The organism is Pandoraea cepalis (genome assembly GCF_902459625.1).
Lineage (GTDB): Bacteria > Pseudomonadota > Gammaproteobacteria > Burkholderiales > Burkholderiaceae > Pandoraea > Pandoraea cepalis.
On the sequence record NZ_CABPRY010000001.1, the window covers coordinates 849,475 to 864,387 of the forward strand.

Here is a 14,913-nt window from a genome sequence, read left to right on the forward strand (position 1 = left end):
CGTCCCTAAGCCATTTCCATCAACGCGCTCACCATCAAATGGGTGCCCAACAGGATCAACGTGAGGAAGGCGAGACGCCGCGTTGTCACGCTCGAGAGCGGAGGCGGATAACGCCGTGCGAACAGGGTGGCGAACGTCACGACCGGTAGCGCGACGACCGCCTGCCAGATCATCGACACGGGCAACTGTCCCGCGAAGGCACTGTAGAGCGTGCGGATCGACGCCGTGACCGCGAACAACAGAATCAATGCGCAACGAATCTGTACCAGCGTGAGCGGCTGGCGATAGAAATAGAAGATCAGCGGCGGCCCGGAAATGCCGAACATCCCGCTGAGCAAGCCGCCGAAGATGCCGCTGAGGAAGAACCCGGTGTCGCCGGAGCGTTCGGTCTTCGGTGCCGGACGCAATGCCGAGCCAATGCCGCCGTACAGCACGACCGCGCCGAGCAGCAGATGCAGCGCGTTCGACGCGGTGCCGTTCAGGTAATCGAAGAGCAACACGCCAACCACGACCGATGGCAGGATGCCAAGGGTCGCCGCGCCTACCGCTCGCCAGTCGATGTGATGCAGCGTGCCCGGCAGCGCAAGGGCGCTGTTTATCAGTGTGACCAGACTCACCAGAATGGCCACGCTCGCCACCGGCGCCAGCCCGAACCCGCTGGCGCCGCCCAGAACAATCATGCCCAGCCCGAAGCCCGTGACCGTCTGGAAATACGTGGCGAAGCCCAGCAACAGCATCAACGGCAGGTCGGCCGCAATGGCGTGAAGCGTCATGGCCGGGTGGCGAGCGGCGAGGTTCCGGTGAGCTTTGCCTGAGCGGCCTGCGCCTGCACGCAGGTCACGCCGATCACGTAATAGATGTCGTCGGCGCTGCAGCCGCGCGACAGGTCGTTGGCCGGCCGGTTCAGCCCTTGCAGGAGCGGGCCGATGGCCTTCGCACCGCCGATGCGTTCCGCGAGCTTGTAGCCGATATTGCCTGCGTCGAGATTCGGGAAGATGAGCGTATTGGCATGCCCCTCGATTTGCGAGTGCACGACCTTGCGTTGCGCGATCTCGGCGACGATGGCCGCATCGAGCTGGACGTCGCCGTCAATTGCCAGTTCCGGCCTTGCGGCTTGTACGAGATGGGTCGCTTCCACCACCTTGTCCACGGCCGCATGTTTCGCGCTGCCGCTGGTCGAGAACGACAGCATCGCCACGCGCGGCGGCTCCATGAGCAGGGCGCTTGCACTATCGGCGGCGGCGAGTGCAATCTGTGCGAGCTGCGCGGCGTCGGGGTCGACGACCAGGGCGCAGTCGGAAAAGATCAGGCCGCCCTTCATCGTATGGAACGGCTCGCAGAGCATCATCAGGAAGAAGCTCGACACGAGCTTGAACGACGGCTGCACCCCGATGATCTGTATCGCCATGCGCACCACGTCGGCCGTGGTGTTCACCGCGCCGGCGACGGAGCCGTCGGCGTGGCCGAGCCGCACCATCATGTTGGCGAAGCCCAGCGGCGCGCGCATTTCCTCGGCGGCTTGCTCGCGCGTCATTCCCTTTTTCGCGCGCAGGCCGTACCAGGTCTCGGCGAAGGCATCCGTTAGCGGTGAAGTGGCCGGATCGATCAGCTCCATGCCGGACAAGTCGATGTGCGCCGCCTCGGCGGCGCGCTGTGTCTTGCCGATGTCGCCAACGAGCAGGATGCGGGCGATGCCCTCGCGCGTGGCCCGTGCGGCGGCGGCGAGCACCCGCTCGTCTTCCGATTCGCACAGCACGATGCGCATCGGTGCGCGGCGCGCCGTGTCGATAATGCGATGGATGGCTTTCATGATGTCGATGTCAAAAAAAAGAAAGCGCCCCCGGCACCCACAGAGCCGGGAGCGCTGTCATACGAACGACCTCGACGACGTTAGACGTAGTCCTTGTACTTGTCGAGCATGCGCACCGGCTTGGCCAGCGCGTCGCGACGGAACGGGTCGCCCAGCTCGCGGGTACACATGATTTCGATGATCGTCGTCTTGCCGTGGTTCATCTGCAGGTCGATGGCCTTCTTGAGCGCCGGACCCACGTCTTCCAGACGATCGACCACGATGCCCTCCGCGCCCATCGCGCGGGCGATGTTGGCAAAGCTCGGGCTATCGAGTTCGCCCGCCACGAAGCGGCGGTTGTAGAAGTCCACCTGGTTCTTCTTCTCCGCACCCCACTGACGGTTGTGGAAGACCACGGCCGTGACCGGAATGTTGTGACGCACGCAGGTGAGTGTTTCCATCAGGCTCATGCCCCAGGCGCCATCGCCGGCATACGAAATGGCCGGACGGTGCGGCGCGGCGACCTTCGCGCCGATGATCGTCGGGAACGCGTAGCCGCAATTGCCCCAGCTCATGGCCGCGAAGAAGCTGCGCGGCTTGTTGAAGCGCAGGTAGCTGTTGGCCACCGAGTTGATGTTGCCGATGTCGGTCGACACCATGACATCTTCCGGCATGGCCTTTTCCAGCTCGCGCAACACCTGGCGCGGATGCAGATACTCGCCGCCGTTGAACGTGCGCTCGTGCTTCTGCTCTTCGATCATGTCGAGGCTGTACGGGTCGCGCTCGTGGGTCCACTCGTCGAGTTCTTTCTCCCACGCGGCCTTCTCCGTGGCGATCTGGTCGGCGCGGGCGGCACGCGTGGCATCGCACGCGAGGGTGCGCTCGGCCAGACGCTGCGACAGCGCAATGGCGGCAGCCTTCGCATCGCCGCAGATACCGACCGAGATCTTCTTCACGAGGCCGAGCATCTTGTGATCGGCATCGATCTGGATGATCTTCGCGTTCTTCGGCCAGTAGTCCATGCCGTGCTGCGGCAGCGTGCCGAACGGTCCGAGGCGCGAGCCGAGCGCCACGACCACGTCGGCCTGCGCCAGCAGCTTCATGGCGGCCTTCGAGCCTTGATAGCCGAGCGGGCCGCACCACAGCGGATGGTTGGCCGGGAACGAGTCGTTATGCAAATAGCTGTTCACGACCGGCGCGCCCAGGCGTTCGGCGAGCGCCTTGCACTCTTCGATAGCGTCGCCCATGACCACGCCGCCGCCCGAGATGATGACCGGGAACTTGGCTTGTGCGAGCAGTTCGGCCGCTTCGTTCAGGCGTTCGTCGCCGCCTGCGCCACGGTCGAGCCGCTGCGGACGCGGAATCTCGGCCTTGATCTGGCCGTAGAAATAGTCACGCGGAATATTGAGTTGCGTCGGGCCCATTTCGGCCATCGCGCGATCGAAGCAACGGCCGGTGAATTCAGCCATGCGGGCCGGGTGCGTCACGTGGCCCTGGTACTTCGTGAACTCCTGGAACATCGGGAGCTGCTTGGCTTCCTGGAAGCCGCCTAGGCCGATGCCCATCGTGCCGGCTTCCGGCGTCACGATCACGACCGGGCTGTGCGCCCAGTAAGCGGCGGCAATCGCCGTCACGCAGTTGCTGATGCCGGGGCCGTTCTGACCGATCACGACACCGTGGCGGCCCGAGACGCGAGCGTAGCCGTCGGCCATGTGGCCGGCGCCTTGTTCATGCACCACCGGGATCAGACGAATGCCGGCCGGCGCGAAGATGTCCATCGCATCCATGAAGGCCGAGCCCATGATGCCGAACATCTCGCTCACGCCGTTGGCGACCATCGTTTCGACGAAGGCTTCAGACGGCGTCATGGCCTGCGGGCCACCGTCGGAGGCGGTCAGTTGTTGGGTGGCCGTAGCCGAATCTTTGGCGCTCATGGATGTCTCCGGTGAAAAATAAACGGAACAAATAATTCCGATTTAGTTGTGTAAGTGGAAATTTAGGCGAAGTATCTGCCGTGGTCAATCAGTATTTTTATTATTTGGTACGTTTTGTATTGAAAAATGAAATTGACGACGGCGATGCCATAGATCCACGAGATGTCGGGGGCGGTCTCAGAGCGCCGGGCGGTCTTTGCGGAAGGCGTTCTTCACTTCGATCTTGCCGTCGCGCAGGGTGAAGACGTCGACCATGCGGGCCTCGATGCGGGTGCCGTCGGCCTTCGTGCCGCGGAAGGTCGATTCGGACACGCCGCGATTGCCGGTGACGAAATGCACGCCCTCGGTCCACGACGCGTCGGGAAAGGTCTCCCACGCGGACTGGAACGCGGCGCGCACGGCGTCACGGCCTTCGAAGGTGCGGCCCATCATGTCGGGGCCGGCGACGGCGTGGAACACGCAGGTATCGGTCATGCAGGCCATGAGGGCGTCGATGTCGTGCCGGTTCCAGGCGTCATTGAAGGTCGTGAGCAACTGGATGTCGGTGGAGTCGTGTTGAGTCGTCATGGCAAATTCCAAAAAAGGCAGAGAGGCAAAGGGTTCAACGCGCTTCGTCTTGCGCGTGGTATTTCTGATAGAGGAAGCGCTGGCCGATGCGGCGGAACGGCGCGAAGCCCTGCCACTGCACGGCGCCGAACACGTTCGGGTATTGCAGGGCCGAGTCGTAGATCGGTAGGTTCCACGACGGATCGCGCTCTCCGGCAATGCGCTGAGCAAGGCGGCGTCCGGCATGCGCGGAGAACGACACACCATTGCCGCCGTAACCCACCGCATAGAAGAGGCTTTGTCGCGGATCGGGCTGCGTCACGCGCGGCATCATGTCGTGGCTCACGTCGACCCAGCCCCACCACGAATAATCGATGCGAATGCCGCGCAGCGCCGGAAACTTGCGGTGCAGGCCTTCGACGAGCACCGCCATGTGCTTTGGATTTTGCGCGTCGGCACCGGTGATCGAGCTGCGGCTGCCGATCTGCACGCGATTGTCGGGCAACAGACGGTAGTAGTAGCGCAGCGTGCGCGTATCGGTAATGACTTCGTGGGTGCGGAAGTTCGTCGCGGCGAGTTCCTCGGGCGTGAGCACGCGCGTCACCAGCGAGTTCGACAGGATCGGCATGATCTTGGCGCGCAGGGCCTTCGTCACGTCGTTGCGCGTGTAGCCGCCGGTGGCGAAGGCGACGGCCTTGGCGCGCACCACCCCGCGTGGCGTGCGCACGTGATGCACGCCGTTGATCGTCTGCACATCCAGCACGGGTGTGGACGGATGCACGCGAGCGCCGAGGGCGCGGGCCATGCGCAGATAGCCGAACGCGAGCTTGAGCGGGTGCACGCCGATGCCGTCGGGTTCGTGCATCGCGCCGCAGTTTTCCTGGTCGTCGACATACTGCTCGCGAACGTCGTCGCGCGAGAGGATGCGCGTGTCGTAACCGAAAACGTCGTGCATGACCTTGGCTTCGTTGCGCAGAAATTCCATCTTGCGATCGCGGTGCGCGATGTAGAGATGGCCGCCCGGTTGGGGCTCGCACTCGGGCACTTCGGCGATGAGCGACTTGAACGTATTGAAGCCCTCGCGAATTTCGGCATCGAGACGCAGGGCCGTTTCCTTGCCCCAACGCGCGATCCATTGCGAGCGATAGAGTCGTCCGCTGGCGTTTTGTCCCTGGCCGCCGTTGCGGCTGGTACAGCCCCAGCACGTGCGGTTCGCTTCGAGCACCATGGCGCGAATGCCATGCTCGCGAGCGAGGAACAGGGCGGTGGCCAGACCGGTGAACCCGGCGCCGACGATGACCACGTCGACATCGGCGTCGCCGGGCAGCGGGCCGTCGTCTTCGGGGGCGTCGCCCGCGGTGGCGACCCAGTAAGTGGGCGCGTAGTCCATGCCAAGGCCAGGGCTGGCAGAGACTAGCGGATCGTAGAGGGGATCGTATGGCGCAGCTTCGGAGCGACGATCCAGCGCGAAGGTTTCAATCGTACCCACGGTAGGCTCCTGACGGAAATGTGACCATACTGCCAAGAAGATTTTTCCGCGATTAGTACCACCGCCGCTTTGTGATGGTGCCAGGGAAAAGCGGCACCGCTGCGGCGTTTTCGCGCGTTGGTACGTGCGTCTCTGGCACCACATTTTTGTCTCGTGTGGCTCTAAGCCGCGCGAATTTTGGCTGTAGATACTGGGCCAGAAAACCGGCCTCTGATCGCCATTCGGCGATGCGGGCCACGTGTGCGCCGCCGTGGCCGGTGAACGCATGCCGAACCATGCCTCGCGCAGCGGAGAGAGAAGATGCTCAGATGGATCATTGGTCTTGGATTGCCGTATCTCGGTGTCGTGGGAATGCTGCCATGGGCGGCGTCCGTCGATCGCTACGTGCTCGGGGTGCCGTTCATTTACGGCTGGATCTTCCTTTGGTTCGTGCTCACGTCCGGCTGCCTCTGGCTGTGCTGGATGCTGTTCGACCGGCATACCGTCGAGGAGCCGGCCTAACCTCTTGGCGTCCAGATGTCCTGACGTCCCCCTCCTTCGTTCCTGGCGGCCGGCGCACTGCGCCGCCGTGCCCAGACAGCGCGGATAACACGAATCGCGCGTCACTACCGAATCTCCGGAGATTGCGTCGATGGCAACCCTCATCTTTGCCGGCTTCATTTTGTTGTCGGTCTATCTCGCATTGCGGGCGCGCGGTGGACGCGGCCCGCAGAGCGTGCACGATTTCTTCGTTGCATCACGCCAGTTCGGTGCGTGGCTCGTGTTCTTCCTCGCGGCTGGCGAGATCTACAGCATTGGCACGATGGTCGGCTTTCCCGGCGGCATTTACGCCAAGGGGCCGACGTATGGCGTTTGGTTTCTCGGCTACATCCTGCTGGCGTATCCGGTCGGGTATTTCCTCGGTCCGAAGATATGGGATGCGGGCAAACGCTATAACGCGATCACGCTACCCGATCTGTTCAAGGGGCATTTCCAAAACCGTTTTCTCGAACTGGTGGTGGCGGTGACCGCCATCGTCTTCCTGCTTCCCTGGGGCCAGTTGCAGTTCACCGGTCTGGTGGCGGCGCTCAAGGGGCTGGGGTGGAACTTCCAGCCGCTTTGGCTCATCGCTTTTTCGGCGATGTTGGCCTTCATCTACATCGCCATTGCAGGCGTGCGCGCGTCGGCTTATATCGCCGTGCTCAAGGACGTGCTGATGGTGGCCGCCATCGTCATCACCGGGGTCGCGGTGGCGTGGGAAGTCGGCGTGACGCCCGTGTTCGAGGCGGCGAGCCAGCACGTGAGCAACGCGATGAGCACGCAACAGCTCACCTTCGCCATGACGACCATCGTCTTCCAGTCGCTCGGCATGTACGTCATGCCATTTGGCGTGCAGAACTTCTTCACGGCGAAGAGCGCGTCGACGATTCGCCGCACGCAGGTCGCCATGCCGCTGTACATGCTGATGTATCCGTTCCTCGTGCTGGCGTCGTATTACGCGATCAGCCGGAACATCACACTGGCGTCGCCGAACGAGGCGTTCTTCGCCGCCGTGACGCAGTTGCTGCCGTCGTGGCTGGTCGGTCTCGTGGCGGCGGGCGCGGCGTTGTCGGGTCTGCTGGTGCTCGCGGGGATTTGCCTCGCACTGGGCCCCATCGTCACGCGAAACATTCTGTCGGGCATGCCTGAACATCGTCAGAAAGCCAGCTCGAAGGTCGTGATCGTGCTGTATCTGCTGGGCTCCATCGTACTTACGCTGCTCACACCGAACCTCATGCTGACGCTGATCAATATGGCCTATTACGGGGTGACGCAGTTCCTGCCGGGCGTGATCGCCGTGGTCCTGCGAGCGCGTGTCCGAGCGTCGGCGGTCGCGGCCGGCGTGCTGGCCGGTCAGGGGCTGGCGCTCGTCCTTTACTTCAAGAATCCGGACCTTGGCGGCGTGAACCTCGGGCTGATCTGCCTGGTCGTCAACATCGTCGTGATGTCGGTGCTCAACCTGTTGCTTGGCGGCAGTCGCGAGCGTTCGATGGACACGGGGGTCGGTTCGCTTTCCACCTACAAGAAGTCGTGATGACAGACAGAGACAACACCGCAGCCAGCCGCGACGACATTCGCGTCTACGTCGCCCGCAAGATCCTGACGATGAACCCGGCGCAACCGGTTGCGACGCACGTGGCCGTGTGCGACGGCCGCATCCTGGCCGTCGGCGATTTGCAGGACATGCGGCGCTGGACCGACGCGGCACCGATCGACACATTGCGCGACAAGGTGTTGATGCCCGGACTGGTGGAGGGGCACTGCCACCTCATGGAGGGCGCGATGTGGGATGCCGTCTACGTGGGTTACTACGACCGGCGCGGCCCCGACGGACACTTGTGGGAAGGGTTGAAGTCGCCGGCCGCCGTGCTGGAGCGCCTGCGCGAGGCTGAGCAACGCATGACCGGCGACCCCAAGCCGTTGCTGGCCTGGGGCTACGACCCGATCTTCTTCGAGGGCGCGCCGCTCGTCGCGTGCGACCTCGACGCCGTGTCCGCCACCCGTCCCATTGCCATCCTGCATGCCAGTGTGCATCTGATGAATGTGAATTCGGCAATGCTCGCGCTGGCGGGCATCGACGGCGACACCGATGTCGAAGGCGTCGTCATGGGCGCCGATGGCGAGCCGACCGGTGAATTGCAGGAGTTCGCGGCGATGTTTCCGGTGTATCGGGTCATTGGGGAGGGACTATCGATTGCCGCGAGCGAGAGTGTTCGCGCGATCTGGAATTTCGGACGCGTTGCGCAGCTCGCCGGGGTGACGACGGCCACCGACCTCGTCAACGACTTGACGCCGTCGGGCAATGCGAATCTTCGCGAGGCGACAGGTGACCCGACATATCCGATCCGCATCGTGCCCGCGTTTGCGCCGCAACGTTGCTCCGAAGGTGGGCCACAACGCGTATTGAGCGCGCGTGAGGGCAACACGGACAAGCTTCATTACGGGCCGGTCAAATTCATCGTCGACGGCTCGATTCAAGGCTTTACGGCGCGGCTGCGCTGGCCGGGATACCACAATGGCAAGCCCAACGGGCTCTGGCTGATTCCACCGTCGCAACTGGTCGAGACGTTCATGCCGTTCCACGCGGCGGGCCTGCAATTGCATATTCATACGAATGGCGACGAAGCGACCGACGTCGTGCTCGATGCGATCGAGGCGATGCTGGCGCTGCATCCGCGTGTCGACCACCGTCACACGTTGCAGCACTGCCAGATGGCGGATGCCGCGCAACTAACGCGAGCGCAGCGGCTCGGCATGTGTGTGAACTTCTTCGCGAACCACGTCTACTACTGGGGCGACGCGCACTATCAGCAGACGATGGGTCCGGATCGTGCCAACCGGATGGATGCCGCCGAGATTGCCCGCCAGATCGGCCTGCCGTTCGCCTTGCATTCGGATGCGCCGATCACCCAGCTCAATCCGCTGTTCACCGCGTGGTGCGCGGCCAAACGGGAGACGTCGTCGGGACGCGTGTTGGGCGAGTCGCTGCGCTTGCCGATGGCAGACGCCTTGCGCGCCATCACGCTGGGCGCCGCGTTCTCGTTGGGAATGGATCATTTGGTCGGGAGTGTCGAAGTCGGCAAGTACGCCGACTTTGCCGTCCTTGAGGCCGATCCGTTCGAGGTGCCCGTCGACGACCTGCGACAGATGCCGGTGTGGGGCACGGTGCTCGGGGGCGAGGTGTTCCGCGCGCCGGCGTGACGACCATGCAAGACAGTCAATCCTCCGTGCCGGCGGCAGTCGCCGCAGCCGCCCGGACGCCGATCCCGATGGTCGTCCTGGGCGGCTATCTCGGTGCGGGCAAGACCACGCTCGTCAACGCGCTGCTGCAAAATGCCGAGGGTTTGCACGTTACCGTGCTCGTCAACGACTTCGGCTCGATCAATGTCGACGTGTCGCTCATTCGTGAGCGTGGCGACGACGTGATCGGACTCGAGAACGGCTGCGTGTGCTGCACCATTGGCGGACGCCTGGTCGAGACGCTGATCTCGCTGGGCGAACGCGCGCAACGGCCCGACTTGCTGGTGATAGAGGCGAGCGGCGTGTCCGATCCCCTGCGCATCGCGCAGGTGGGCTTGCTCGACAAGGCGTACCGTTTGCACGGCATTGTGGTGGCCGTGGACGTCGACGGCATCGACGCCGCGCTGGACGATCGCTATGTCGGCGACATCGTTCGGCGTCAGATTGCGGCGGCCAGCACGCTCGTGCTGACCAAGACCGATCTGGTGAACGACGCCAGGTTGCAGGCCGTCAGAGAACGGCTGGCATCGCTCGGGGCAACGCAGGTCGTTGTCACGGCGGACCAAGGCGTCGTGCCACCCGCCATTCTCTTTCCCGATGACGTGATGACCTTGCCCGGGTTGCTGAGCCCGCGCCCGATGGGGGCGGTATCACGCGCGTTGCCGCGTGGACTGCGCAGCTTCAGCGTCGAGACCGGTGGCATATTCGACCGGTCTCGACTGAAAGCGGCGCTGGCCCTGTTGGGCGACAAACTGCTGCGCGCGAAGGGCTTCGTGGCGCTGCAGGCCGGTCAGATGAGCGAGCTGCATGTCGTCGGGCGTCGTTCGATGCTCACACGTCGCTCGGATCTCCCTGCCGCGTCGTCGGTCATCGTGTTCATCGGCATTGCTTCGGACGAAGACGAGCGTCGGCTCACGCAGGCGCTCGAAGCCGCCATTCTCTGAGGCGCTCGCGCCGACGAGGCTATGCGATAGGCGGCGTGAATTGCTGTGCGTGGAAACGAGGCGTGGTCAGACCGTTACGTCGCTAAGTTCGAGCAAGGCTGTCTCCAGAATGCCGAGGGCTTCGTCAAACACCGCTTGTTCTATGGTCAGCGGAAACAGGAAGCGAATCACGTTGCCATAGGCACCGCAACTCAGCAATAGCAGGCCCTGTTCCAGTGCGCGGGCCTGGATCCGTTTCACGACTTCCGGTGCCGGCGCTCCGGTCTGGGGATCGTGGAATTCCGCCGCTACCATGGCGCCCGGTCCGCGCACCTCGACAAGCTGCGGCACCGAAGCCTGTAGCTTGCGCAGGCGCGCCTTCAACTGGTTGCCCAAGGTCTCGGCGCGCGATGAAAGCTGCTCTTCCTCGATCACATCCAGTACCGCATGCGCTGCCGCAACGGCCAGCGGATTCCCCGCATAGGTTCCGCCCAGCCCCCCCGGCGCGGCTGCATCCATGATCTCCGTGCGACCGACGACTGCCGACAGTGGCATGCCACCGGCCAAACTCTTGGCTACGGTCATCAGGTCGGGTATCACGTCGTAGTGTTGCATCGCGAAAAGCTTGCCTGTACGAGAAAATCCGCTTTGCACCTCGTCCGCGATCAGCAGGATGCCGTGCTGCGTGCATAACGCTCGCAAGGCACGCACGAACTCCAGCGGCGCCTGGTAGAAGCCACCTTCGCCCTGTACCGGCTCGAAGATGATCGCGGCGACCCGCTGCGGGTCGATATCGCTCTTGAACAGCTGTTCGATCGCCATCAGGCTTTGCGCCGAGTCGATCTCGTGCAGTGCCGATGGGAACGGCACGTGGTACACCTCACCAGGGAACGGCCCGAAACCCTTCTTGTATGGCATGACCTTGCCCGTCAGCGCCATGGTCATCATTGTCCGACCGTGGAATGCGCCGCCGAATGCGATCACACCCGTACGCCCCGTGGCGGCACGTGCGATCTTGATCGCGTTTTCGACAGCCTCGGCGCCGGTGGTGAAGAAGGCAGTCTTCTTCGCATGGTCACCCGGCGTGCAGGCATTCAAGCGCTCGGCCAACGTCACATACGATTCATACGGCACGATCTGGTATGCCGTGTGCGTGAAGCGATCCAGTTGTTCTCGAATCGCCGCTACGATCTTGGGGTGACGATGCCCTGTGTTGAGCACAGCGATGCCGCTGGCGAAGTCAATGAAACGCCGTCCTTCGACATCCCAGAGCTCGGCATTTTTCGCTCGTTCCGCATAGAAATCGCACATGACTCCAATCCCGCGTGGGGTGGCGGCATTTTTGCGCGCGTGAAATTCCGCATTCGACATTTCGACTCCTGAGTGGTCCGGTTGCCGCGCCGAGGTTCGACACGATCTGGCTGATAGTTCGGAATATACTCAGGTCTGGTTCTTAAAAAAGAGCCATTTCATTAACTTTAATGGAGCCGCTTTGTGCGCAAATGAGGTGCGGCTTCGCCTCGCACGGGGATTGGCAGTCGCTGCAGGGGAATCGCGCCCGCCGACACGAATGGCAGAGCATCGGTATTTTCGGCAGCGCTTGTCTACGGCTTAAGGTGCTTTTCGATGACGCGGGCGAGGCTGTCGAAGGCGGGCTCAATACGGTTGTTGGGCACGCACGCATAGCCGAGCAACAGGCCCGATTGTGCCGAGGCCGGGTCGATGTAATAGCGCGTCAGAGGCCGCACCACGATGCCCGCTTCCAGCGCTTCGTCGGTAATTCTCTCATCCGAAATGGGGTTGTCGCGCGGGTCTCGTGACTGCCCATGCAGGCCCAGCACCAAGTGCAATCCGGCTTCGTCGCCCATCACCGGCAGCGCATCGCCGAAGTTGGCGCGAATTGTATCGATCAGCAAGGTGCGCCGCTCGCCGTAAAGCGCGCGCATATGTCGGATGTGCGAGGTCAGGTAGCCATCGATGATGAAGTCGGTCAGCAGCGCTTGCTGCATCAGTTGGCCTTCACGATACAGCTCCGACAGGCCGGTGCGAAAGTGTTCGATCAGGTTCTCGGGCACGACCATATAGCCCATGCGCAAACCCGGGAACATGGTCTTGCCGAAGCTGCCGACATAGATGACCTGACCTGCCGTATCCAGTCCTTGTAGCGATGAGATCGGCCGGCTGCCGTAGCGAAATTCGCTGTCGTAGTCGTCCTCGATCACCCAAGTACGATGCTTGCTCGCGAAATCCAGCAGCATTCGGCGGCGCGACAGGCTCATGACCATCCCCATCGGATACTGGTGCGATGGCGTGACGAGAATCAAGCGCGGTGGTGGGCCCTGCATGTCCTCCACGCTCGGGTTGAGGCCTTCGGTATCGATCGGGATCGGCTTCAGTTCGAGGCCCGACATCCGGAACACGCTGCGCACACCCCAATAGCACGGCTCTTCCAGCCACGCGACGTCGCCAATATCGCTCAGCAGCTTGACCGCCAGGTCGACCGATTGATGCACGCCGGTCGTGATGATGATTTGATCGGGATTGCAATTGACCGAACGTGCCACGCGCAGATAATCCGACAGGGCACGTCGCAACGGACGGTAGCCGCTGCCCGATGCATACGTCAGCAGTTCATGGCTGGGCTGGCGCCAGAGCTTGGCTTGGAGGCGGTTCCATGTCTTGCTCGGGAACTCGGAGGTGTCCGGTACGCCGGGCATGAAAGCGCCCCATTGTCGCTTTGATACGCCCGCCTGATCGATCATTTGCTGCCCCCGCGTCGACAAGCGCCTGTGCGGCTGCTCGTGCGATGCCACCTCTGAGGCGGCCGTATCGACACCGCTCGCGGGCCGCGTATCCGCCACGTAGGTGCCGCTGCCCGTTGACGAAGTGACATAACCCTCGGCAGTCAGTTGGTCATAGACGTGCAGCACGGTATTGCGCGCCACCTGCAAATCGGCGGCGAGCGTTCGCGAGGAGGGCAGCTTCGTGCCGGGCGGCAACTGGCCGCTCAGGATGGCCTGCTGCAGCAGGCTATTGATCTGGCGATATGCCGGCTCGCCGCCCGCCTTGTCGAGATGCTGGATCAGCCAGTCCGACAGAATGATTGCGTCCAAAGTGGTCCCATCGAGAATAAAGAAATGGTTCCCCATTGTAGGGCCAAATCAGTCTATATTCAGATTCAAGTTAAGTTCCACGGCGTCGCAAACGTCGTAACGACCTAAGCGCATTGGGCTTGCCGGGCTTCGGTGCGCGCATATCAACCAGGGATGAAGAGGCCCGCGATGGTGAACAGCAAACAGGTACTGGTGAGTTTTCGTCGCGTGAGCAAGACCTACGATGGCGAGACGTTGGTGGTCAAACAACTCGACCTCGACATCTACCAAGGCGAATTCCTGACCTTGCTGGGGCCGTCGGGATCGGGCAAGACCACGTGCCTGATGATGCTGGCCGGGTTCGAGTACCCCACTGGCGGAGAGATCTGGCTCGACGGTGTGCTGCTCAACACGGTGCCGCCGCATCAACGCAATATCGGCATGGTTTTCCAGAACTACGCACTTTTTCCACATTTGACTGTGGCGCAGAACGTTGAATACCCGCTGAAGGTGCGCCGTGTGCCTGGCGCCGACCGTGCGAGGAGAGTCGCCGCGGCGCTGGACATGGTGCAGATGGGGAGTTTTGGCAAGCGCTATCCGGCGCAGCTGTCGGGGGGGCAGCAGCAGCGTATCGCGTTGGCACGCGCACTGGTGTTCGAGCCGCGTCTAGTGTTGATGGACGAGCCGCTGGGTGCGCTCGACAAGCAACTGCGCGAACACATGCAACTGGAGCTCAAGGCGTTGCACGAGCGGTTGGGGGTGACGTTCGTGTACGTGACGCACGATCAGGGCGAAGCGTTGACGATGTCCGATCGTGTCGCCGTGTTCGATCAAGGTTATGTCCAGCAGCTCGATACCGTGGACCGCTTGTATGAGTCGCCGTGCAATCAATTCGTTGCGAACTTCATTGGCGACAGTAACCGCCTGCGCGGTGTGGTCTCGCAACTCGGGGAAGACTACTGTACGTTGCGGCTCGCGGACGGAAGCGAGGTTCGCGGCATGAGCGTTCGCGCGCCGGCGGCTCGCGACGTCGGCGGTACGGGTCGTCGCGCCCAGATTGGCGAAGTGGTGAGCGCATGCATCCGCCCCGAACGCATGCGCCTGATTGACCCGGCTTCGTCGATCGACGGCGGCGTTAATGGCGTGGTGGGACGCGCAGCCGGCCTGATCTATTTCGGCGACCACGTGCGCATGCGCTGCCAATTGCCGCAGCAGGACGAATGCTTCGTGAAGGTGCCGCTGGGAACGCCGGCGCTCGAGCACTTTGTACCAGGCGTACCGGTTGCGCTCGCATTCGAGCCGGAACATCTGCGCGTATTCACTTGAACAAGATATCCAGTTTCCTTGGCTAGTTGTCCGTTTGACCATCAACAGGAGTTGA

Annotated in this window: 12 protein-coding genes; 5 read left to right on the forward strand and 7 right to left on the reverse strand. The window is 62.9% G+C overall.

Going from position 1 to position 14,913, the window contains the following annotated elements; genetic code table 11:
* Positions 1-5: 5 nt before the first annotated feature.
* The 5 genes from PCE31107_RS03870 to PCE31107_RS03890 all read right to left on the reverse strand — a co-directional run bounded on the left by PCE31107_RS03870 (position 6) and on the right by PCE31107_RS03890 (position 5,758).
* Positions 6-773: a sulfite exporter TauE/SafE family protein gene (locus PCE31107_RS03870; protein WP_150606611.1), complete on the reverse strand. Its 768-nt coding sequence runs from the start codon at positions 771-773 to the stop codon at positions 6-8.
* On the reverse strand, positions 770-1,810 hold the full coding sequence (pta, locus tag PCE31107_RS03875) for a phosphate acetyltransferase (protein ID WP_150606613.1): 1,041 nt from the start codon (positions 1,808-1,810) through the stop codon (positions 770-772). The genes PCE31107_RS03870 and pta overlap by 4 nt, the downstream gene beginning before the upstream one ends.
* A gap of 80 nt (positions 1,811-1,890) precedes the next feature.
* Complete coding sequence (gene xsc / locus PCE31107_RS03880; protein WP_174966534.1) at positions 1,891-3,723, reverse strand: sulfoacetaldehyde acetyltransferase; 1,833 nt, start codon at positions 3,721-3,723, stop codon at positions 1,891-1,893.
* A gap of 177 nt (positions 3,724-3,900) precedes the next feature.
* Positions 3,901-4,290 (reverse strand): nuclear transport factor 2 family protein, encoded by a 390-nt coding sequence (locus PCE31107_RS03885; protein WP_130024886.1) that lies wholly within the window; start codon positions 4,288-4,290, stop codon positions 3,901-3,903.
* A 34-nt stretch (positions 4,291-4,324) separates the two neighbouring features.
* Positions 4,325-5,758: an NAD(P)/FAD-dependent oxidoreductase gene (locus PCE31107_RS03890; RefSeq protein ID WP_174966535.1), complete on the reverse strand. Its 1,434-nt coding sequence runs from the start codon at positions 5,756-5,758 to the stop codon at positions 4,325-4,327.
* Positions 5,759-6,058: 300 nt separating this feature from the next.
* Between PCE31107_RS03890 and PCE31107_RS03895 the strand changes: the two genes are divergently transcribed.
* The 4 genes from PCE31107_RS03895 to PCE31107_RS03910 all read left to right on the forward strand — a co-directional run bounded on the left by PCE31107_RS03895 (position 6,059) and on the right by PCE31107_RS03910 (position 10,461).
* Positions 6,059-6,259, forward strand: a complete 201-nt coding sequence (locus PCE31107_RS03895; RefSeq protein WP_130024887.1) for a DUF3311 domain-containing protein — start codon at positions 6,059-6,061, stop codon at positions 6,257-6,259.
* Positions 6,260-6,389: 130 nt separating this feature from the next.
* On the forward strand, positions 6,390-7,811 hold the full coding sequence (locus tag PCE31107_RS03900; RefSeq protein ID WP_130024888.1) for a sodium:solute symporter family protein: 1,422 nt from the start codon (positions 6,390-6,392) through the stop codon (positions 7,809-7,811).
* Positions 7,811-9,478, forward strand: a complete 1,668-nt coding sequence (locus PCE31107_RS03905) for an amidohydrolase (protein ID WP_150606615.1) — start codon at positions 7,811-7,813, stop codon at positions 9,476-9,478. The genes PCE31107_RS03900 and PCE31107_RS03905 overlap by 1 nt, the downstream gene beginning before the upstream one ends.
* Before the next feature lie 5 nt (positions 9,479-9,483).
* Positions 9,484-10,461 carry a CobW family GTP-binding protein gene (locus tag PCE31107_RS03910; RefSeq protein ID WP_246181699.1) on the forward strand — a complete coding sequence of 326 codons (978 nt, stop codon included), beginning with the start codon at positions 9,484-9,486 and terminating at the stop codon, positions 10,459-10,461.
* A gap of 66 nt (positions 10,462-10,527) precedes the next feature.
* Here PCE31107_RS03910 and gabT read toward each other — a convergent pair whose 3' ends face one another.
* A complete protein-coding gene (gabT, locus tag PCE31107_RS03915) occupies positions 10,528-11,811 on the reverse strand; it encodes a 4-aminobutyrate--2-oxoglutarate transaminase (protein WP_150606617.1) in 1,284 nt (427 codons plus the stop codon).
* 233 nt (positions 11,812-12,044) lie between these two features.
* Positions 12,045-13,553, reverse strand: coding sequence for a MocR-like pyridoxine biosynthesis transcription factor PdxR (gene pdxR, locus PCE31107_RS03920; protein ID WP_130024891.1), 1,509 nt, complete (start codon positions 13,551-13,553; stop codon positions 12,045-12,047).
* A gap of 171 nt (positions 13,554-13,724) precedes the next feature.
* On the opposite strand from pdxR, the gene PCE31107_RS03925 reads away from it, so the two are divergent.
* Entirely contained in the window at positions 13,725-14,858 is a 1,134-nt protein-coding gene (locus PCE31107_RS03925) for an ABC transporter ATP-binding protein (RefSeq protein WP_150606906.1), read from the forward strand.
* Positions 14,859-14,913 lie beyond the last annotated feature (55 nt).

What these genes read in the sequence shown, in the direction of transcription:
- PCE31107_RS03870 (WP_150606611.1), bottom strand. Translation starts at nt 773, where the DNA reads ATGACGCTTCACGCCATTGCGGCCGACCTGCCGTTGATGCTGTTGCTG.
- pta (WP_150606613.1), bottom strand. Translation starts at nt 1,810, where the DNA reads ATGAAAGCCATCCATCGCATTATCGACACGGCGCGCCGCGCACCGATG.
- xsc (WP_174966534.1), bottom strand. Translation starts at nt 3,723, where the DNA reads ATGAGCGCCAAAGATTCGGCTACGGCCACCCAACAACTGACCGCCTCC.
- PCE31107_RS03885 (WP_130024886.1), bottom strand. Translation starts at nt 4,290, where the DNA reads ATGACGACTCAACACGACTCCACCGACATCCAGTTGCTCACGACCTTC.
- PCE31107_RS03895 (WP_130024887.1), top strand. Translation starts at nt 6,059, where the DNA reads ATGCTCAGATGGATCATTGGTCTTGGATTGCCGTATCTCGGTGTCGTG.
- PCE31107_RS03900 (WP_130024888.1), top strand. Translation starts at nt 6,390, where the DNA reads ATGGCAACCCTCATCTTTGCCGGCTTCATTTTGTTGTCGGTCTATCTC.
- PCE31107_RS03905 (WP_150606615.1), top strand. Translation starts at nt 7,811, where the DNA reads ATGACAGACAGAGACAACACCGCAGCCAGCCGCGACGACATTCGCGTC.
- PCE31107_RS03910 (WP_246181699.1), top strand. Translation starts at nt 9,484, where the DNA reads ATGCAAGACAGTCAATCCTCCGTGCCGGCGGCAGTCGCCGCAGCCGCC.
- gabT (WP_150606617.1), bottom strand. Translation starts at nt 11,811, where the DNA reads ATGTCGAATGCGGAATTTCACGCGCGCAAAAATGCCGCCACCCCACGC.